The following is a 19,048-nucleotide window of genomic DNA, read 5'->3' on the forward strand; positions in this document are numbered from 1 at the left end:
ATGGATCATTCACGCCGTCGTGTTTAGATGACCAACCCCATGAGCTACCTCGTCCTCGCGCGTAAATGGCGTCCGCAGAAATTCGATGACATGACCGGACAGGAGCACGTCGTCCGGACGGTCGCGAACGCCATCAAGATGGACCGGGTCGCCCACGCGTACCTGTTCTGCGGTCCGCGTGGGGTGGGCAAGACGACGGCCGCCCGCCTGCTCGCCAAGGCGCTCAACTGCGAGAAGGGCCCCACGGCGAACCCGTGTGGCGAGTGCCGCGCCTGCACGGAGATTGCCGCCGGCACCAGCGTGGACGTGGCGGAGATCGACGGTGCCTCCAACAACGGCGTGGAGAACGTCCGCGAGATTCGCGAGAACGCCAAGTACCTGCCGCAGCGGGACAGGCACAAGATCTACATCATCGACGAGGTCCACATGCTGTCGGGGGCGGCGTTCAACGCGCTGCTCAAGACGCTGGAGGAGCCGCCCGGGCACGTGAAGTTCATCTTCGCGACCACCGAGGCGCACAAGCTCCCGGACACCATCCTCTCGCGCTGCCAGCGCCACAACTTCCGGCGGATTCCGGCGGCGCGGATGCTCCAGCGGCTCCAGGAGATCTGCAAGGCAGAGGGGGCCGGCATCTCCGACCGCTCGCTGTCCCTGGTGGTGCGTCAGTCCGAGGGAGGCATGCGCGACGCGCTCAGCCTCCTGGACCAGATTCTCGCCTCGTGTGGGGCCAACGCCTCGGACGAGGACGTGGCCGAGGCGCTGGGCGCCATCGACCGCACGATGGTGCAGGACTTCGCCGAGGCGCTGGTGCGCAAGGACGCGAAGCGCATCCTGGAGCGCGTGGAGGAGGTCTTCAACCGGGGCCTGGACCTGAAGCGGCTGGCGGAGGAGCTGGCCCTGCAGCTGCGGCACCTCTTCGTCACCAAGACGCTGAACCAGGCCCCGGACGAGCTGGCCGAGTCCGAGCAGAAGGCGCTCATCGCGCTGGCGAAGGAAGCGGAGACCGCGCAGCTCACGCGCCTCTTCGACGTGGTGCACGGCTGCGTGTGGGACGTGTCGCGCGCGGCCCAGCCGAGGCTCGCGCTGGAGATGGCCCTGCTCAAGGCCATCCAGCTGTCGCCGGGCGGCTCCATCCCGGAGCTGCTCGCTCGCGTGGACAAGCTCGCGGCCGGACTGTCCCCGACGGACGGCAACGCCAAGAACACCGCTGGAGCGCCGGGAGGTCGCTCCAGTCCCACGAACTTTCGCGCCTGAGTCCCGGCACGACGCACCTCCGCGCGCCGCGGAGCCCCTGCGACAGGTAGAGCCGATGCGCTCGGCGGAGCCCGTGCGCTACGCCGAAGCCCCGCACACCGCCGAAGCCCCACGGCACGCTGAGCCGATGCGGGCGTCGGAAGCCGCGCCGCGCTACGGCGAAGCTCCACACATGGCCGAGGCACAGCGCTTCGCCGAGCCGATGCGCTCGGGAACGGCCATTCCGGTCATGCCCCCCATGGCTCCGACCGGGCCCATCATGGACGACCTGCCGCCTTCGGCCGCGCGTCCGCTGTCGTTCCTGCGCAACGGTGGAGGCGCTGGCGCCACCGCGATGGCGGCCGCGTCGCCCTCGGCCGTCCCCGCCTACGCCGCCGAGGACCTGGTGCCCTCCGGCCCGCTCATGGACGGGTTGCCGCCGTCGGCCGCTCGCCCGCTCTCCTTCCTCCGCAAGGGCGGAGCCGCCCAGCCCGCGGCTCCCGCGGTGCCACCACAGGCTCCGGCCGGAGCCACGCCGCTGTCGCGAACCACCGAGCCCGCGCCCACGGTCCGCGTCACCAACGTGCGCAAGCCGGAGCCATCGGGGCCTTCCGAGCCCTCGGACTACGGAGAGGACGACGATTCGCGCTACTACCCGGAGGAGGCTTCGCCCGAGGGCTGTGCCTCCGGCGAGTGCATCCCCGACGCCGCCGAGTCCGCGCTCGACTCCGTCGCCGCGACGCCTGTCGCTGACACGGCCACCGTGCATGCTCCCGCCATCTTCGAGCCAGCACTCGGCTCCGTGGCCACAGCGTCCGCCGCGCTCGCGTCCGCCCCCGCCAGCCTCCCATCCGAGTCCGGCCCTATAACGGCTGCGCCCGCGTCCCTCGGGTCCACGCCCGGTTCCCTGGCCGCCACGCCCGCCGCGCTCGCGTCCGCCCCCGTGGCCGGCGCTGCCCATGCACCCACGTCCGGCAATGGGCTCCCCACCGCCGCACGCGCCCCCGCCTCCGCCCCACCCGCTGGGGCCCCGCGCGCCTTCGCGCCTGCTCCGCCCGCGGCGCCCGTCACCCGCGCCCCCGTCGCTCCGTCCGCACCGGACCTCGAGCCTGAACCGGAGCCAGAGCCCGCCGCGGCGCCGGCCCCAGTCGCGCGGAGCCGGGACAACCCCAACCTGCCCCTCATCGACCGGTGGCGGGCGGCGGTGGAGACCCTGAAGGGCACGTCCCTCCGTCACGGGACGGCGCTGGCCAACGGGCGCCTCATGTCCATGAAGGCGGGGGAAATCATCCTGGGCTACCTCCCCACGGCCGGCCTCCACCGGATGACGGTGTCCGCCGCCGCCGGCAAGGCCGTCATCGACAAGGCCCTGGCCGAGCACTTCGGCCGGCCGGTGAAGCTGTCCTTCCAGGACATCACCGCGGACGACACCCGGGCCACGCTGAGCATCGCCGAGCAGGACGCCCAGAGCCGCTCCAACCACGAGAAGAGCACGGAGGGCAAGGTTCGCGGCCACCCCGCCGTCCGCGCGGTGCTCAAGTTCCTGGGAGGCGAAATCGAGCACATCCAGGTCTACGAGCCCGAGCGCCCATCGGCCGTCCCGACGGCCGACACCCCGGACGACAGCGCCTGACAACCACCGCGAGCAACGGTAGGGTGCGCCTCTCTCAACGCCCGGGCGGGCCCAATGACGGCGCCCGCTCCCACGAGTACCGAGGAAGCACATGCCTGGCGTCGACCTGAACTACTTCATCCGGCAGGCGAACAAGCTGACGGAGAAGATTGAAGAGCGGAAGCAGCAGCTGGCGGAGGAGACCGTCGAGGCCAAGGCCGGCGAAGGCCGCGTCACCGTGGTCGCCAACGGCATCCAGGAGATCCGCAGCATCAAGATCGACAAGTCCGCCATCGACCCCAACGACACGTCGATGCTCGAGGACCTCATCACCGCCGCGGTGAACGCTGCCCTGACGAGCAGCCGTCAGCACATGCAGCGCGAGCTCGCGAAAATCTCCGGCGGCATCAAGATCCCCGGCGTTACCTGATACCGGATGACTCCCGACCCGCTGAATCGACTTGTCGCCCAGCTCGCGAAGCTGCCGGGCATTGGCGAGAAGACCGCCCAGCGCCTCGCGTTCCACATCCTGCGGGCGCCCGGCGAGTACGCCTCGGACCTGTCCCAGGCCATCCGTGAGGTGAAGGAGAAGGTGCACCTGTGCGTGCGCTGTTTCTCCCTCACCGACACGGAGACGTGTGGCTTCTGCCGGGACTCCCGCCGCGACGAGCGCGTGCTCTGCGTGGTGGAGACGTACTCCGACCTGATGGCGCTGGAGCGCACCCGCGAGTTCAAGGGCCGCTACCACGTCCTGCACGGCGTGCTGTCACCGCTGGAAGGCGTGGGCCCGGAGCAGCTCCGCATCAAGGAGTTGCTGGAGCGGCTCAACGACAGCCGGGTGGAGGAGCTCATCGTCGCCACCAACCCGGACGTCGAGGGCGAGGCCACCGCGCTCTACCTCACGCGCCTGCTCAAGCCCATGGGCCTGCGCGTCACCCGCATCGCCCAGGGCCTGCCCATGGGCGGAGACCTGGAGTTCGCGGACCAGGCCACGCTGGCGAAGGCGCTGTCCGCCCGCCGCGACATGTAGCCCGCGTGCGGCGCCGGACTCCGGCGCCGCTACTGCGTCACCCGCCACGAGAAGGGCATCACCACCGTCACTTCCTGGTCCCTGTGGGCCGGGAAGCGCAGCCGCTCCGTCTGCGTCTCCAGGCAGCGGCCCACGCCCGACGAGGCCAGTGGCCCTCGCGTCCCCGCCTGCACCTTGCCCGACGAGGCGATGGTGAGCTGCACCTGCACCTCGCCCTGCGTCGACGGCAGGTCCGCCTTGAAGCGCTCGAAGCACGAGGTGATGCGGGCCCGCCCGCGCGACACCACCCGCTGGATGTCGTCGATGCCCAGCGTCACCAGCTTCTTCGCGGAGGTGCGCGGCTCCGGAATGGACTTGCCGGTCGGCACCGCGACCTCCTCTGTCGAGTCCGAGCCCGCTGACGCGGCAGTAGCCACCATCCCCGCGGCGCCCGAGGGAGCCGGAGTTCCCACCTGCGCGTCGGTGGCCGCCGCTCCCGCGACGCCCGTGGGAGCCGGAGTCCCAGGCTCCGCGGCCATCGCGCCGACCTCGGGCGCGCTGCCCGTGGCCACGGCAGGCGCCGCACCGTCCGGAGCGCTTCCGGCCGGCGAGGCCGTCCCAGTCACCGCCACGGGAGTCGGGGTGCCCTGTCCCCTCACCTCTTCCACGGGCGTGTGGACGATGGACGGAGACGCCTCGACCTTCCGCACGGTGGTGTAGCCGACGACGGCCGCACCGGCGAGCAGCAGCCCTCCCGCGAGCCCGATGGCGATATTGCGCCAGCGCCGGGCACCGGAGGGGGCGGACGTGGCGGACACCCGCGACCCGGCCGCCTCGCCACTAACGGCATGCACGGCAGGAGCCTGGGCCGGCCTCATCGGCCCCTGGGCCACCGCGGCCTCCGCGCCCTGGGGATTCTGGCCGCCGTACACGTTCGTCGGCGGCTTCTCCATCCCCGGCGCCTGCACGGGCGAGCCCTCCGTGCCGTGCGTGGCGGTGAGGGTGGCCAGCGTGGGGATGCGGGTGCGCTCGGTGACGCGCTCCTCGCCGAAGTGGCCGCGCAGGAAGGCGCCCAGGTGCGAGGTGCCAGCGGAGCTCAGGTTCTCCCCGAGGAACGCCTCCAGCGCCTCCGCGAACGCCTCCGCGGTGGGGTAGCGCTCCTCGGGCTTGTAGGCCATGGCCTTGAGGATGATGGCCTCCAGCTCCTCGGGCAGGTCCGCCCGCAGCTCGCGCGGGCGCTTGAAGTCGCCCTGCAGCAGCGCGTTGAGCACCGCCAGGTCGTTGTCCCGCGAGAAGGGCCGCACGTGGGTGAGCGCCTCGTACAGGCTCACTCCCAGCGCGAAGACGTCCGCGCGCCGGTCCACCTCCTTCCCCTGCGCCTGCTCCGGCGCCATGTACATGTACTTGCCCTTCACCACGCCGGTGCGCGTGTTGGCGAGCCTGGACTCGGCCTTGGCGATGCCGAAGTCCAGCACCTTCACCTGCCCCTGGTACGTCAGGTACAGGTTGGAGGGAGAGATGTCGCGGTGGACGATGTTCAGCGGCTGCCCGGACTCGTTGCAGAACTCGTGGGCGTAGTGCAGCCCCTGCGCCGCGTCGATGAGCACCCGCAGCACCACGGGGAAGGGCACGTACTGCCGCCGCCGTCCCGCCACCCGCAGCGTCGTGGAGAAGTCCTCGCCCGCGAGGTACTCCATGCAGATGTAGTAGCAGCCCTCGGTGAAGCCGAGCTCCTGAATCTGCACGATGTTGGGGTGGGACAGCTTCGCCGCCAGCCGCGCCTCGTCGCGGAACATCTCCACGAAGTCGGGGATGTTCGACAGGTGCGGCAACATGCGCTTGATGACGACGTTGCGCTCGAAGTTGTCGGCGCCCAGCAGCTTGGCCAGGAAGATTTCCGCCATGCCGCCCTCGGCCAGCTTCCGCACCAGCACGTACTGGCCATAGGGGCGGAGCAGGGGTGGGGCGGCGACCTCGGGAACGGGTCGGGTCGTCTGGGGGGGAACCATCCTCACGGCCCTCGCTGTCTCAGGGTGCGCACCGTGTACACCTCCGGGGCACCGGGTCGGCTCATCTTAAACACCAGCAGCGGGGGTGTGCCCAACGGCTCCACCCATGTGCTGAAGCGGTGTTTGCCATCCAGCGGCACCGGACGTCCATTGATGGACAGGCGGGCGTCCACCGGCGCCACCCCGGTGGCCCGCACCTTGTCCCCGGCCCGCGTGCCGTTGCGAGGCGACGTCACCACCAGCATCGGCACCGAGTTGTCGTAGACCAGCTCCAGCTTGTTCATCCGCCCGCCCTTCAGCTGTGCTCCCGAGGCCGACAACGGCGTGACGGACCACAGGTAGCTGCCCTCTCCCAGCGCCCCCGCGTCCAGCGCGGCGCGCGTGTCCGGAACGGTGCGCTCCGCCACCGGCGTGCCCAGCGCGCCCACGCGGTACACCGCCACGCGGTAGCTCGCCGCCGAGGCCTCCTCGCCATAGGTGAAAGTCACGGCCGGAGGCTTGTCCTGGTAGAAGATGGTCGTCTTCTCCGGCCCCTCCGGCACCACGTTGCGCACCCGGTCCAGGTCGCGCGACAGGCGCTCCGGCGCGAAGGCCGCGCTGCCCTTCGCCACCTCCGTCCCGTCCTTGCGGCGCACCCGCCAGTGGAGCACGCCGCGCGAGGGCGCCGACACGTTGACGAAGGGCTGGAACACCGTCCCCGCCACCACCGGGCGCGTGAAGCCGGCATCCAGCGCCACCTCCACCACCGCCTCACCCTCGCCCTCCCAGGTGAGTGCCACCTCGGACAGCCCCTGGTGGAACACCTCCGCGCCGGCGCCCGGCCCCAGGACCAGCGCCGCCTGCGAGAGCGGCTCCACGCGGGCGGTGCCCGACTCGCCCTCCAGCCTGGCGCGCTCGCCCGCGCGCAGGGGCTGCCTCGACGCGCCTCGCACCAGCGTCACCTGCCCGGTGAAGGCGTCCACGAGGTAGCCACCCGCCGTGCGCCGCACCTCCACCCCCGCCGCGCCGTTGCCCTCCAGACTCAGCCCCGGCAGCACCACGCGGCTGGTGCGGCCCGGCGCCAGCTGGAGTCCCAGCCCGCCCTGCCGCAGGTCCACCCGCGCCTCGTCCGTGTTGCCGCCCTGCCCCGCCGACTCCAGCACCAGCTCCGTGCCCGAGCCCAGCGACAGCACGGAGGACGAGCCCTCCAGCGCCAGCACCGCCGTGCCGCCAGGACGCGTGCGCACGCCGTCTCCCGGCGCCAGCACCTCGCCCTGCTTCTTCACCGGCCGCCAGCGCACCGTCCCCTGGGGACGCACCTCCGCGCGGCCCGCGCCCAGGCGCACCGTCACCGGAATCGGCGCCAGCTCCACCACGCGCGGCGCGCGCACCACCTCCACCTTGCCACCCGCCACCGCCACGGACTCGCCCTCCGTGGCGCGGAGCTGCTGACCGTCCTTGCCCACGAACTCGATGGCGCCCAGCCGCACCTCCACGCTGCCCGCGTCCTCCGCCACCGCCACGCGCACCTCGCTGGGCGCATCCGAGCCCACGCGGGTGAGACCGAAGGGCGTGAGGATGCTCAGCGTCACCTTCGTCCCCGCGCTCCCGGCGCGCGGCACCGCGGGCACGCGCGACAGGACGATGCCGCGCTCCACCTGCATGACGATGCCGCCCGAGTCCTTCCCCATGGCGAAGCGTGCGTCCGGGCCCACCTCCACCGAGCGCCCATCCGGGAAGCGCACCGTGGCCGCGCCTCCGACGCCCGTCTCCACCGCGTCACCTTCATACAGAGGCCCTTCGGCGGCGGGGACTGGCGTGCCCCCGCGCTCCAGCCGCACCTCGCCGGACAGGCCCTCCAGGCGCCCCAGCTCCGCCCCCGGGCCCGCGTCGGGCGTGGGGGCGGCGGCCACGGGCGGCGTCGCTGGCGGCGTGGCCGCGTCCTCGTCGCACCCCGAGGCGAGGAGCAGGAGGGCCAGGAACCAGGGGCGCGGGAAGCTCACCGTTTCTGCCTCGGGAAGAGATCGACGTTGAAGATGGCCTGCTCGCCGTCACGCAGCTTGACGCTCTTCGTCTGCGACAGGTGCCCGGGGGCGGAGATGGTGATGCGGTAGGTGCCGCCCTTCACCCGGACGTTGAAGGCGCCCTTCGTGTCCGCTCGCGTGCGCACCTTCGCCAGGGGAATGCGGAGCGTGGCCGCCAGCGGCTTGCCGCCCCGCGTGCTGCGCACCTGTCCGGTGAGGGTGGCCGGGCCGCTCTTGCGCTCCGACGCGAGCGGCACCGACAGCGCCGCCTCCTGCCCCGCGACGACGATGGCCGCCTCCTCCGCCGGACGGAAGCCCGGGGACTTCACCGTCACCGCCACCGGCCCTGGCGCCAGGTCCTTCACCCGCGCCTGCCCCATCATGTCCGTGCGCACCTCCCTCGCGCCCACCGCCACGCGCACGCCCGGCAGCGGCACGCCCGTCTGCGAGTTCACCACCGTCACCCGCAGCGCGCCCGTGGGCGGAGGAAGCTTTTGCGCACGCACCTCCAGCGCCGCGCGCCCGCCGTCCTCCACGGTGGCCCGTGCCTCGCCGGGCGCATAGCCCTCCGCGCTCACCCGCGCGGCCACCTCGCCCGGGGGCAGCTCCGCCTCCACGAGGCCCTGGGCGTCCGCCACGCGCTCCACGTCGCCCAGCACCACCCGCGCGCCCGGCAGCGGCGCGCCCGACTCCGCGTCCAGCACCCGCACCGACAGCGACCCCGCCGGCACGCGCGCCGGAGGCGGTGGTGGCGCCACGGGCGCGGAGTCATTCCAGGAGAACTCCAGCGCCGCGCCCACCCGGCGCAGCCGCTGCTCCGAGCGCGTCCCGTCCGCCAGCGTCACCGTGTCCTGCACGTGCTGGAAGTCCAGCACCAGCGTGCCGCCCCACCGCGCCGCGCTCTTCAGCGGCACCAGCAGCGCGCCTCCCGCCGAGAAGCCCGTCGCCTCCGCCTCCGTGCCCGACGCATCTCTCGCCGCCAGCGTCACCGGCAGCTCGCCGCGTGCCTCCAGCTTCAGCCCCGCGAACAGCGGCACCAACAAGCGCCCGCTCACCAGCGCCGCGTGCCGCACGCCCCGCGCCAGCACCGGCTCCGACGAGCTTCCGAAGAGCGGCAGCTGCGCGAAGCCGTACCCCGCGCCCACCTCCGCCCGCACCGGCCCGAGGAACAGGCGCGCCCGAGGGCCCACCGACGCGCGCAGCAGGCTGCCGCCGGTGATCCGCAGCGCGCCCTCCTTCAAATCGAACGCCTCGCGCTGCACGCCCGCCCACGCGCCCAGCCACGGCCCCACCCACCCCGTGCCCACCGCCGCCAGGTCGTTCGGCGTGAGCCCCTCATAGGTGAGCCCCGGCCCTACATCCGACTGCTGCCCGTTCCGCAGGGCCATGCCGTAGCGCAGGCGCAGCGTGGCGTGCTCGGCCACCTGCTCCGCCCGGGCGGACAGCGGGGAGGCCAGCACGAGGAGCACCAGCGCCAGGCGCGCCAGGAAGGGATGAAGGGGAACGGGGGGATGCAAAGCCCGGCCGAGTATAGAGAAAGCCGCGAAGGCTCCCAACCCCGGGGCACCCGAGGTCCCCGAAAGGGCCCGGAACCCCCGTGCCCACACGCCCCTCCCCCCTACAGGCCGACCGGGCGGCATGGGGACGGCCTCCGAACCTGCTCGGGGAAGCGGATGGCTTCTTGCTGGAGTGGATATGCTTTGCTAAGCATCCTCACGGTCGGTGACGCCTCGTCTAACCTCCGGGATTCACTCCAGAAACAATCGGAGCGCCGCCGTGAGCGGGGCGAGCGAACGCTGAGGAGCGCATACGCCCATGGGCACGCAACTGGTGATGTACGAAGAGGAGTTCACCAAGATCAACGCCGTTTGCGACCGGTTGACCAAGGACGCGAACGCGAAGGTGGTCTTCCTCGTCGACAAGAACGGGCAGCTCATCTCCTCGGCCGGTCAGACGCAGAACATCGACACCACCTCGCTGGCCTCGCTGACGGCCGGCAACGTGGCCGCGATGGGCGGACTCGCCAAGCTGATCGGTGAGAACGAGTTCCCCAACCAGTTCCATGAGGGCGCGAAGGACTCGCTCTACATGACCATCGTCGGCAGCCGGGTGGTGCTGGTCGTCATCTTCGACAACCGCACCAGCCTGGGTCTCGTCCGCCTTCGCATCAAGAAGGCCAGCGACGAGCTCACGAAGATCTTCGAGAGCCTGGTGAAGAAGACCGACAGTCCGGGAGCCGGGTCGCCCTTCGCCGAGATCTCCGACGACGATATCGACAACCTCTTCAGCGAGTAAGCCGGGAAGCCATGTCCTTCATCAACTACTCATCCCGCGAAATCAACTGCAAGATTGTCTATTACGGCCCCGGTCTCTGCGGGAAGACGACCAACCTCCAGTACATCTACAACAAGACCGCCGCCGAGACGAAGGGCAAGCTCATCTCCCTCTCCACGGAGACGGACCGCACGCTCTTCTTCGACTTCCTCCCGCTGTCGCTCGGAGAGATTCGCGGCTTCAAGACCCGCTTCCACCTGTACACGGTGCCCGGTCAGGTCTTCTACGACGCCAGCCGCAAGCTCATCCTCAAGGGCGTGGACGGCGTGGTCTTCGTCGCCGACAGTCAGATCGAGCGCATGGAGGCCAACATGGAGTCGATTGAGAACCTCCGTGTGAACCTCGCCGAGCAGGGCTACGACCTGAACAAGATTCCGTACGTGGTCCAGTACAACAAGCGGGATCTGCCCAACGCGGTGACGGTCGAGGAGATGCGCAAGGCGCTCAACCCGCGCAACATCCCCGAGTACCAGGCCGTGGCTCCCACGGGCGTCGGCGTGTTCGACACCCTCAAGGCCGTGGCGAAGCTGGTCCTCACGGAGCTCAAGAAGGGCGGCTGAAGCAAGCCTCCGGGCGGGCGCAGGCTGCTCGCACCGGTCGTGACAAGACGGCCCGAGGGGAAGGGTGCTATGACCCCGTACCGTCGGGTCGGGCCGTCCAGCTTGTTGAGGTCGCACCGTGCGTGTCGCTGCCGCCACCTTCCACCTCCTCGCGCTCCTGAGCGCCACCGCCTGGATGCCGGCGCTCGCGCAGGAGCCCTCCGCCACACCGCCCGCCGCCGCGCGGGCTCCGCAAGCCGCCCAGGCCTCGGAGTCCGTGGCGCCCGCGGGCGGACCCCAGACGGCGGACGAGGCCTTCGACACCCGCGTGAAGACGCTGGAGGAGCAGGTCGTCGACCTGAAGGAGAAGATCTACCGCTCCAAGGCGCGGCTGCTGCTCCTGCAGGAGTCGGTGCTGGGCGGTGACGTCTCCACCGGCTCGCGCGCGGTCATCCTCCACAAGAACGAGATGGGCGGCTCCTTCCTGTTGGAGTCGGTGGCGTACGCGCTGGACGGCGCGCCCATCTACACCCAGGTGGACACCGAGGGAGACCTCGGCAAGCGCCTGGAGTTCGAAATCTTCAACGGCCGCATCGTCCCCGGGCAGCACCAGATTGCCGTGCGGCTGGTGTACCGCGGCAACGGCTACGGCGTGTTCAGCTACCTGGAGGGCTACAAGTTCAAGGTGCAGTCCAGCTACACCTTCAACGCGGAGCCCGGGAAGCTGTCCACCGTGCGCGTGGTGGGCTTCGAGCAGGGCGGCATGACGACGGACCTGAAGGACCGGCCCGCGGTGCGCTACGACATCGAAGTGTCGAAGGACCCCGGCCGCAAGGTACCGACCGCGGACGGCACGCCCGACGCGGCCACCACCTCCTCCGAGACGAAGTAGGGACCGACTGGTGAACGCGTCGCTCCGCGCCCTCGCCCTCGCGGCCGCCCTGCTGGGCACCGCGCCCGCTGCCGCCGCCGAGCCCGGCCCGGCGCCGCGCCCGGCGCCGGGCCCGTCCATGCGCGACCTGGCGCAGCAGCTCGACGCCGTGGAGCGCGGCCTCAAGGGCACCGAGGAGAACCTGCGCTTCGTCGAGACGCAGTACACGAACCGCACCGAGCCCAGCGAGGACGACTCGCGCGAGCGCCGCTTCTCCGACGGCGAAATCCAGTACCTCCTGGGCGACTGGCCGGCGGCGGCCGTCCTCTTCTATGACCTGGTGAGCGAGCCGCGGTTCCGCGCGCACCCGCGCTACGCCGACGCGCTCTTCTACCTGGCGGACTCGCTCCTCCAGCAGCAGAACTACATCGGCGCGAGGCTCTACCTCCGCGAGCTGATGTCGCTGCCCACCTCGGCCAGCCGCTACCGCGACGCGCTGTCGCGCTTCCTGGTGGTGGCCGGACGGCTCAACCACTACGAGGGCATCGACGCGTACGTGGAGAAGGCCCGGGCCATGTCCGGCGGGCAGCTGCCGGCGGAGATGGCGTACGTCCACGCGAAGTGGCTCTTCCGCCGCTCCGACGTGCCGCCCGAGGAGCGCATCGCCCGCGCGCGCGCCGCCTTCACCCCGCTGGCCCAGGCGCCGGAGGGCGCGTTCCGCCTCCAGGCCGCCTACCACCTGGGCGTGCTGTCCGTGCAGGCCGGCGATTTGCCCGGGGCCATCCAGCAGTTCCAGCAGCTGGCCACCCCACCCTCCGCGCAGACCTCGCAGGTGGACGCCGTGCCCCCAGGCGTGCGGCGCCCGGCCACCGGCACGTCCCCGGAAGCGGATGCGCAGCGCGTGCGGGAGCTGGCGCTGATGTCGCTGGGGCGGCTCTTGTACGAGACGGGCCGCTTCGACGAGGCGCTGGACCGCTACGGCCAGGTGCCACGCGACAGCGAGTCCTTCCCGGACTCGCTCTACGAGGTGGCCTGGGTCCACGTGAAGATGGGCAACCACCAGCTGGCGAAGAACGCCATCGACATCCTGCTGATGGTGGCGCCCGACTCGCAGCTCGCGCCCGAGGCGCGCCTGCTCCAGGGCAACCTGCTGCAGAAGCTGCGTCAGTACGACACGTCCATCGAGACGTACTCGCACGTCATCGGCACCTTCCGCCCGGTGCGGGACACGATGGACAAGCTGCTGAGCGTGGACCGGGACCCGGTGGTGTACTTCGACCGGCTGCTGGCGCGCACGGACTCCGCTCCGGACATCAGCACGCTGCTGCCCCCGGTGGCGCTGAAGTACGCCACCACGCAGCGCGAGGTGGCCGAAGCGATACGGATGGTGGGCGACATCGACAGCGGCCGGAAGGGCGCGGACGAGGCGCAAGATGTGGCCCAGCGCATCCTCCAGGCGCTGGACACGCGCGGGCTGGAGACCTTCCCTGAGCTGCAGGAGGGCTACACGCGCGCGGACGCGGTGGACACCGCCCTCACCCACGCCGAGGCGTCGCTGGTGCGCGTGGAGACGTCGCTGCTGGAGGACGTGCTCACCGCCGGGGAGCGCGAGCAGCTGACCGGCCTCCGCCTCGAGCGCGAGGCCCTGGGCGCGCGATTCGCGAAGCTGCCCACCACCATTCAGGAGCTGGAGGAGCGGCGCCAGCGCATGCAGACCCGCGTGGACGAGGTGGACCGCGAGGCCTTCCGCCTGGGCTACGAGCTGCGCAACCTGGAGGCCGTCACCACCTCCATCCGCAAGTGGGTGGACGACACGCGCCTCGAGCGCAAGTCGGACCCGGAAGAGGAGCGCGAGTTCCTGGTGCAGCTCCAGGCCGAGACGCAGACGCTGACCGAGCTGCAGGGCGAGCTGGCGGCGACGCGCGCGCGGCTGGCGGACGAGCGCAACGCCGCGGCCACGCAGCTGGCCGGCGAGCAGACCATCCGCACCGGCTATGCCGAGGCGCTGCGCCGCGAGCACGAGGTGCTGGGCACCGCCGAGGGGCGGCTGCCCGCGGACGCCGCGAGCGCGCTGCGCAAGGCGCATGACGTGCGGAGCCGGACGGACGCGCTGCGCACCCGCGTGGCCACGGCCCGGAGCGTGCTGCGCGCCCGGGTGGAGACACGCGGCCGCGTCATCCGCGAGAAGGTGGTGGCGGAGCAGGAGCTGCTCAATCGCTACGAGGCCGAGGTGGCCTCCGTCACGGGCGACGCGCGCAACCTCGTGGGCCGCATCGCCTACCAGAGCTTCCGCCGCGTGCGTCAGCAGTTCTACGACCTGGTGCTGAAGGCGGACGTGGGCGTGGTGGACGTGGCCTTCACCGAGAAGCAGGACAAGACGACGGAAATCCAGAAGCTGTCCGCGCAGAAGGACAAGGCCCTGCGCGAGCTGGACAACGAGTTCCGGGACGTGCTGGTGGAGGACCGTCAGTGATGCGCCGCGGCCTCCTCGCAGCCCTGCTCGCCCTCGCCTCCGTCCCCGCCGCTGCCCAGGACGCCGGGAAGGGCGAAGCGCCCGCCGCCGCGGAGGCCTCGTCCACCGCGAAGGCTCCGGCCTCCGCGCCCGCGGAGTACCTCAAGGGCCTGGGCCGCACGCCCGAGCAGGAAGCGCTGCTCCAGGACGTGAGCCGCGCGATGAAGACGTACGAGGAGGAGTCCCGCGAGTTCCACCGCGAGGTGCAGCAGCTGGTGGAGCGCAAGTACGAGCAGAAGCGCGGCTCGCTGGCGGGTTCGTACGAGAAGGCCATCCGCGACCTGGAGGCCCAGGAGCGCAAGGAGCGGCTGGACGCCATCGCCCGCTTCGAGGAGTTCCTCCGCCGCTACCCCGACGAGCCGCGCTATACGCCGGACGTGATGTTCCGCCTCGCGGAGCTGTACTACGAGCGCTCCTCGGACGAGCACCTGCTGGCGAGCAAGGAGTACCGCGAGCGGCTGGAAGCGCTCGACGGCAACCCCGACGGCGACGTCCCCACCGAGCCGACGGTGGACTTCGCGGACTCCATCGCGCTGTACCGCAAGCTGCTGAAGCAGTTCCCGGACTACCGCCTCAACGACGGCGCCACGTACCTGCTGGGCTACTGCCTGGAGGAACAGAAGCAGTTCGACGAGAGCCTCGCCACCTACGAGCAGCTCATCGCGGGCTACCCGAAGAGCCGCTTCGCCACCGAGGCGTGGGTGCGCATCGGCGAGCACTGGTTCGAGGACTACGAGGACCCGCGGGCGCTCGACAAGGCCGCCCTGGCCTTCGAGGCCGCCAGCCGCGACACCTCGCACCCGCTCTACGACAAGGCCGTCTACAAGCTGGGGTGGACGTACTACCGGATGGACCGCTTCGACGAGGCGGTGGACTCCTTCCTCACGCTCGCGGACTTCTACGAGGCCCAGCGCGTGGCCCGGGGCGACGAGAAGGCCGGTGGAGATTTGCGCGAGGAGGCCCTCCAGTACGTGGCCATCTCCCTCGCGGACGAGACGTGGGGCGGCATGCCTCGGGCGCAGGCCCTCTTCGAGAAGCGCGGCCCCCGCCCCTACGAGGCGGACGTGTACCGGCGCCTGGGCAACGTCTACTTCGACCAGACGAAGTACCCGGCCGCCATCGAGGCGTACCGGCTGGTGCTCCAGAAGGACCCGCTCGCCCCGGACGCGCCCCGGCTGCAGCAGCGCATCGTCCAGGCCTATACGGGCGACCGGCTGATGGTGGAGTCCTTCACCGAGTCGGAGCAGCTGGCCACCCTCTACCAGCCGGGCACCGCCTGGTACGAGAAGAACAAGGGCGACCCGGAGGTGCTCTCCGAGGCGAACGCCCTGGTCGAGCGCAGCCTGTACGGCACCGCCACGTACCACCACCAGCAGGCGCTGGTGTTCAAGCAGGAAGGCAAGTTCGAGCAGGCCAACACGGGCTTCCAGGTGGCCGCGCGCGCGTACGGCGCCTACCTGGAGCGCTTCCCCCGCAGCAAGAGCGCGGGCGAGATGCGCTTCTACCACGCTGAGTGCCTCTACAACTCCTTCCAGTTCGCCGCCGCCGCGAAGGGCTACGAGCTGGTGCGCGACACGGGAGTGGCGGACAAGCACCGCGATGACTCCGCCCTCAACGCGGTGCTCGCGTGGCAGCAGCAGCTCGTCCTCGACGTGCAGTCCGGGGCGGCGCCGGACCTGAAGCCCCTGCGCTCCACCGAGCGCCCCGAGGGCGAGGTGGTGAAGCCCGTCGCCTTCACGGCCACCGAGCAGAAGCTCGTCGTCGCGTCGGACAAGTACCTGGCCATGCTCCCCAAGGGCGAGAAGGCGCCGGGCATCGCCTACAAGGCCGCGGAGCTGCACTACTCGCACAACGACTTCCCCGAGGCGCGTCGGCGCTTCGAGTCCATCGTCCAGACGTACCCGAAGCACGAGGTGGCGAAGTACTCCACCAACCTCATCGTCGAGACGTTCCTCATCGACAAGGACTGGAAGAGCGTGGAGGAGGTCAGCGCGCGGCTGGCCAGCAACTCGCAGGTCATCGACCCGTCGAGCGACCTCCACAAGGACCTGGTCAAGTTCAAGCTCGCCGGCCGCTTCAAGCTGGCCGACCAGCTCATGGCCGAGGGGAAGAACGACGAGGCCGCGAAGAAGTACATCGCGCTGGTCGACGAGGAGCCGCGCCACGAGTTCGCGGACAAGGCGCTCAACAACGCCGCGGTGGCCTACGAGAACACGCGCCGCTTCGACTCCGCGCTGAAGCTGTACGAGCGCATCTACCGCGAGTACCCGAAGTCGCCGCTGGCGGACGCTGCGCTGTTCCGGGTGGCCGTGAATGCGGAGAACTCGTACGACTTCGACAAGGCGGTGGCCAACTACCAGAAGCTGGTGAAGGACTACCCGGCGTCGAAGGACCGCGAGGCGGCGCTCTTCAACACGGGCCGCCTGCTGGAGGGCCAGCAGCGCTACCCCGAGGCGGCGGCGGCCTTCCTGCGCTACGCGGACCTGTTCCCCAACGCCGAGGACGCGCCGAAGAACCAGTACCGCGCCGCCATCATCTACGAGAAGCAGGGCAACCCACGCGGGCAGATTCGCGCGCTCCAGGAGTTCGTGACCAAGTTCTCCCGCAAGCCCGGCCAGGTGGAGCTGGTGGTGGACGCGTACCGGCGCATGGGTGACGCGCACGACAAGCTGGGCAACGAGCGCGAGGCGCAGCGCGCGTGGACGCAGGCGGCGGGCGAGTTCGACCGGCGCAAGCTCCAGCCGGACACGTACCCGCTGGCGGCGGACGCGGCCGCCTATGGCCGCTTCCAGGCGGCGGAGGCCGAGCTGAAGAAGTTCGACCGGCTGCGCATTGGCGGCCGGGGCAAGGCGCTAGAGCGCAGCTTCACGGCGAAGCGCAACGCGGTGAAGTCCGTCAACGAGGCCTACGCGCGCGTCTACCCGTACAAGCGGCTGGAGTGGACGCTGGCGGCGCTGTACCGGCGCGGTCATGCGCTGGAGCGCTTCGCCAACACCATCATCGAGACGCCGGTGCCGGTGGAGGTGAAGCGGCTGGGCGAGGAGGCGGTGGTCGTCTACCAGGACCAGCTCGCGCAGCAGACGACGGCGCTGGAAGAGGCCGCGGTGGAGAGCTACGCGGCCACGCTGGCGGAGGCGAGGAAGAATCGCATCTCCAACGAGTGGACGCGCCGCACGCTGGAAGCGCTCAACCGCTTCCGCCCCAAGGAATACCCGGTGCTGAAGGAGCCCAAGCAGGCCCTCTCCTCGGACGGCGCCTACCCGGATGGACTGGTGGGCAGCGTGGACGGACCGAGGACGCCTGACCCCACCAGCCCGGAAGCCCCGAAGCTGTCCGGCGGAGGTGACAAGTGAGCTCCACCCCGCGCATCCCCGGCGCCCGTGCGCTCGCCGCCGTGGCGCTCGCGTCCGGACTGCTGCTGTCCGCGTGTGCCTCTGGCCCTCAGCCAGTCCCCGACACCACAGCGACTGCGCCCGCGACGGACGGCACCGCCGCCACTCCCGATGCGGGCACGGCCGGCATGGAAGCCAGGGCCGCGACGCCCCTGGCGCGTCCCGAGCCTGCTCGCGGCCCTGCGCGGGACTTCGCGCGCGCGGTGGAGATTGCCCACCAGGGCGAGCTGACCGCGGCCGAGGCGGCGCTGCAGGCGCTGACGCGGGAGCAGCCGAAGCTCGACTACGCGTGGACGAACCTGGGCATCGTGCAGGAGCGCCTGGGCCGGCCCGACGACGCCGAGCGCTCCTACCGGCAGGCGCTGGCGGTGGCTCCCGAGCAGGAGGCCGCCTGGGACTGCCTCGCGCGCCTGTATGGCCGCACGGGCCGCGCGGTGAAGCTGGAGGCGGAGCTGCGCGGGCTGCTCGATGCCCGGAAGGACTCGGTGCCGCTGCGCACCGCGCTGGCCATCACCCTGCTCCAGCAGAAGAAGCACGAGTCCGCCGCCGCCGAGGCCAAGCTGGCGCTCAAGGGCGATGAGCGCCACGTGCGCGCCATGCAGGTGCTGGCGCAGGTCTACTACCGCGAGGGCAAGTACGAGCTGTCGCGCATGGTGCTGGAGAACGCCCGAGCCATCGACGCCGGAGAAGCCGCCACGCACAACGCGCTGGGGCTGGTGTACCTGGCCCTCAAGGCGCGGCCGCAGGCGCTGGAGGCGTTCAAGGAGGCCGCGCGGCTGCGCCCGGACTTCGCCGAGGCGCGCAACAACTTCGGCGCCCTGCTCAACGAGGCGCAGGACTACCCCGCCGCCGTCGCGGAGCTGGAGGCCGCGGTGCGGGCCGCGCCGGACTTCGCCTCCGCGCGCCTCAACCTGGGCAACGCGTACCGGGGCCAGGGGGACTTCGCCCGCGCCCGGGCCGAGTACGAGCAGGTCCTCAAGCTGCGGCCGGACTCGGCGGACCCGCTCTTCAACCTCGCCATCCTCTACCTGGACGTGGAGCCGCCCGAGGTGGACACGCTCGAGCGCTACAAGACGGTCATCAGCTACTTCGAGCAGTACCAGGGCAAGGGCGGCAAGGACGAGCGCATCGACCAGTACGTGAAGGACGCGCGCAAGGGCATCGAGCGCGAGGAGCGCCGACGCGAGCGCGAGCGCAAGGACCAGCTCCGCAAGGCCGAGGAGCAGCAGAAGGCCGAGGCCGACAAGGCCGCCGCCGAGAAGGCCGCTGCCGAGAAACTCGCCGCTGAGCAGAAGGCCGCCGCCGAGAAGCAGGCCCAGCCCGCCGCCGAGGCGCCTCCCCCGGCCCCCAAGGGCAAGAAGGCGAAGGCCCCGCCGAAGAAGAAGTCCACCGCCGCCACCGCCGAGGCCTCCGAGGGAACTCCGTCACCCGGCGCGGTGTCCCAGCCTGGGGGGGCACCCTCTCCCACCAATCCCTCCCCTGCCCCCGCGCCGGCCGGCTCGGGTAAGCTCGCCACCGACTCCCAGTAAGGCCG

Annotated in this window: 13 protein-coding genes; 10 read left to right on the forward strand and 3 right to left on the reverse strand. The window is 71.2% G+C overall.

Annotation, left to right across the window (positions count from 1 at the left end; translation table 11 throughout):
• Positions 1–39 precede the first annotated feature (39 nt).
• From dnaX to recR, 4 genes are all read left to right on the forward strand, one after another.
• On the forward strand, positions 40–1,254 hold the full coding sequence (gene dnaX, locus G4D85_RS00615; RefSeq protein WP_164008988.1) for a DNA polymerase III subunit gamma/tau: 1,215 nt from the start codon (positions 40–42) through the stop codon (positions 1,252–1,254).
• 172 nt (positions 1,255–1,426) lie between these two features.
• Positions 1,427–2,866 carry a DNA polymerase III subunit gamma/tau gene (locus G4D85_RS00620; protein ID WP_205525370.1) on the forward strand — a complete coding sequence of 480 codons (1,440 nt, stop codon included), beginning with the start codon at positions 1,427–1,429 and terminating at the stop codon, positions 2,864–2,866.
• A gap of 91 nt (positions 2,867–2,957) precedes the next feature.
• A complete protein-coding gene (locus G4D85_RS00625) occupies positions 2,958–3,275 on the forward strand; it encodes a YbaB/EbfC family nucleoid-associated protein (protein ID WP_164006871.1) in 318 nt (105 codons plus the stop codon).
• 6 nt (positions 3,276–3,281) lie between these two features.
• Entirely contained in the window at positions 3,282–3,875 is a 594-nt protein-coding gene (gene recR / locus G4D85_RS00630; RefSeq protein WP_164006873.1) for a recombination mediator RecR, read from the forward strand.
• 29 nt (positions 3,876–3,904) lie between these two features.
• Here recR and G4D85_RS00635 read toward each other — a convergent pair whose 3' ends face one another.
• From G4D85_RS00635 to G4D85_RS00645, 3 genes are read right to left on the reverse strand one after another with little or no spacing between them, the layout of a single operon-like run.
• Entirely contained in the window at positions 3,905–5,863 is a 1,959-nt protein-coding gene (locus G4D85_RS00635; protein ID WP_164006875.1) for a protein kinase domain-containing protein, read from the reverse strand.
• Positions 5,864–5,865: 2 nt separating this feature from the next.
• The gene (locus G4D85_RS00640) at positions 5,866–7,845 is read right to left on the reverse strand and encodes a FecR family protein (protein WP_164006877.1); all 1,980 of its coding nucleotides are present in this window, start codon (positions 7,843–7,845) and stop codon (positions 5,866–5,868) included.
• On the reverse strand, positions 7,842–9,326 hold the full coding sequence (locus G4D85_RS00645) for an MSCRAMM family protein (RefSeq protein ID WP_240358991.1): 1,485 nt from the start codon (positions 9,324–9,326) through the stop codon (positions 7,842–7,844). Before G4D85_RS00645 ends, G4D85_RS00640 begins: the two co-directional genes overlap by 4 nt.
• Before the next feature lie 355 nt (positions 9,327–9,681).
• Between G4D85_RS00645 and mglB the strand changes: the two genes are divergently transcribed.
• The 6 genes from mglB to G4D85_RS00675 all read left to right on the forward strand — a co-directional run bounded on the left by mglB (position 9,682) and on the right by G4D85_RS00675 (position 19,043).
• Positions 9,682–10,161: a gliding-motility regulator GTPase-activating protein MglB gene (gene mglB / locus G4D85_RS00650; RefSeq protein WP_002637270.1), complete on the forward strand. Its 480-nt coding sequence runs from the start codon at positions 9,682–9,684 to the stop codon at positions 10,159–10,161.
• A gap of 11 nt (positions 10,162–10,172) precedes the next feature.
• The gene (gene mglA, locus G4D85_RS00655) at positions 10,173–10,760 is read left to right on the forward strand and encodes a gliding-motility regulator Ras-like GTPase MglA (RefSeq protein ID WP_015347803.1); all 588 of its coding nucleotides are present in this window, start codon (positions 10,173–10,175) and stop codon (positions 10,758–10,760) included.
• A gap of 118 nt (positions 10,761–10,878) precedes the next feature.
• A complete protein-coding gene (locus tag G4D85_RS00660; RefSeq protein ID WP_164006882.1) occupies positions 10,879–11,631 on the forward strand; it encodes a dihydrolipoamide acetyltransferase in 753 nt (250 codons plus the stop codon).
• A gap of 10 nt (positions 11,632–11,641) precedes the next feature.
• The gene (locus tag G4D85_RS00665) at positions 11,642–14,083 is read left to right on the forward strand and encodes a coiled-coil domain-containing protein (RefSeq protein ID WP_164006884.1); all 2,442 of its coding nucleotides are present in this window, start codon (positions 11,642–11,644) and stop codon (positions 14,081–14,083) included.
• Positions 14,080–17,475, forward strand: coding sequence for a tetratricopeptide repeat protein (locus G4D85_RS00670; protein WP_164006886.1), 3,396 nt, complete (start codon positions 14,080–14,082; stop codon positions 17,473–17,475). Before G4D85_RS00665 ends, G4D85_RS00670 begins: the two co-directional genes overlap by 4 nt.
• A complete protein-coding gene (locus tag G4D85_RS00675; protein ID WP_164006888.1) occupies positions 17,472–19,043 on the forward strand; it encodes a tetratricopeptide repeat protein in 1,572 nt (523 codons plus the stop codon). Before G4D85_RS00670 ends, G4D85_RS00675 begins: the two co-directional genes overlap by 4 nt.
• Positions 19,044–19,048 lie beyond the last annotated feature (5 nt).

Origin of the sequence: Pyxidicoccus trucidator (assembly GCF_010894435.1) — a bacterium.
GTDB classification, from domain to species: domain Bacteria; phylum Myxococcota; class Myxococcia; order Myxococcales; family Myxococcaceae; genus Myxococcus; species Myxococcus trucidator.

Excerpts from the sequence above, each read along its gene's own strand:
- dnaX (WP_164008988.1), top strand. The coding sequence starts at position 40 with ATGAGCTACCTCGTCCTCGCGCGTAAATGGCGTCCGCAGAAATTCGAT.
- G4D85_RS00620 (WP_205525370.1), top strand. The coding sequence starts at position 1,427 with ATGGCCGAGGCACAGCGCTTCGCCGAGCCGATGCGCTCGGGAACGGCC.
- G4D85_RS00625 (WP_164006871.1), top strand. The coding sequence starts at position 2,958 with ATGCCTGGCGTCGACCTGAACTACTTCATCCGGCAGGCGAACAAGCTG.
- recR (WP_164006873.1), top strand. The coding sequence starts at position 3,282 with ATGACTCCCGACCCGCTGAATCGACTTGTCGCCCAGCTCGCGAAGCTG.
- G4D85_RS00635 (WP_164006875.1), bottom strand. The coding sequence starts at position 5,863 with ATGGTTCCCCCCCAGACGACCCGACCCGTTCCCGAGGTCGCCGCCCCA.
- mglB (WP_002637270.1), top strand. The coding sequence starts at position 9,682 with ATGGGCACGCAACTGGTGATGTACGAAGAGGAGTTCACCAAGATCAAC.
- mglA (WP_015347803.1), top strand. The coding sequence starts at position 10,173 with ATGTCCTTCATCAACTACTCATCCCGCGAAATCAACTGCAAGATTGTC.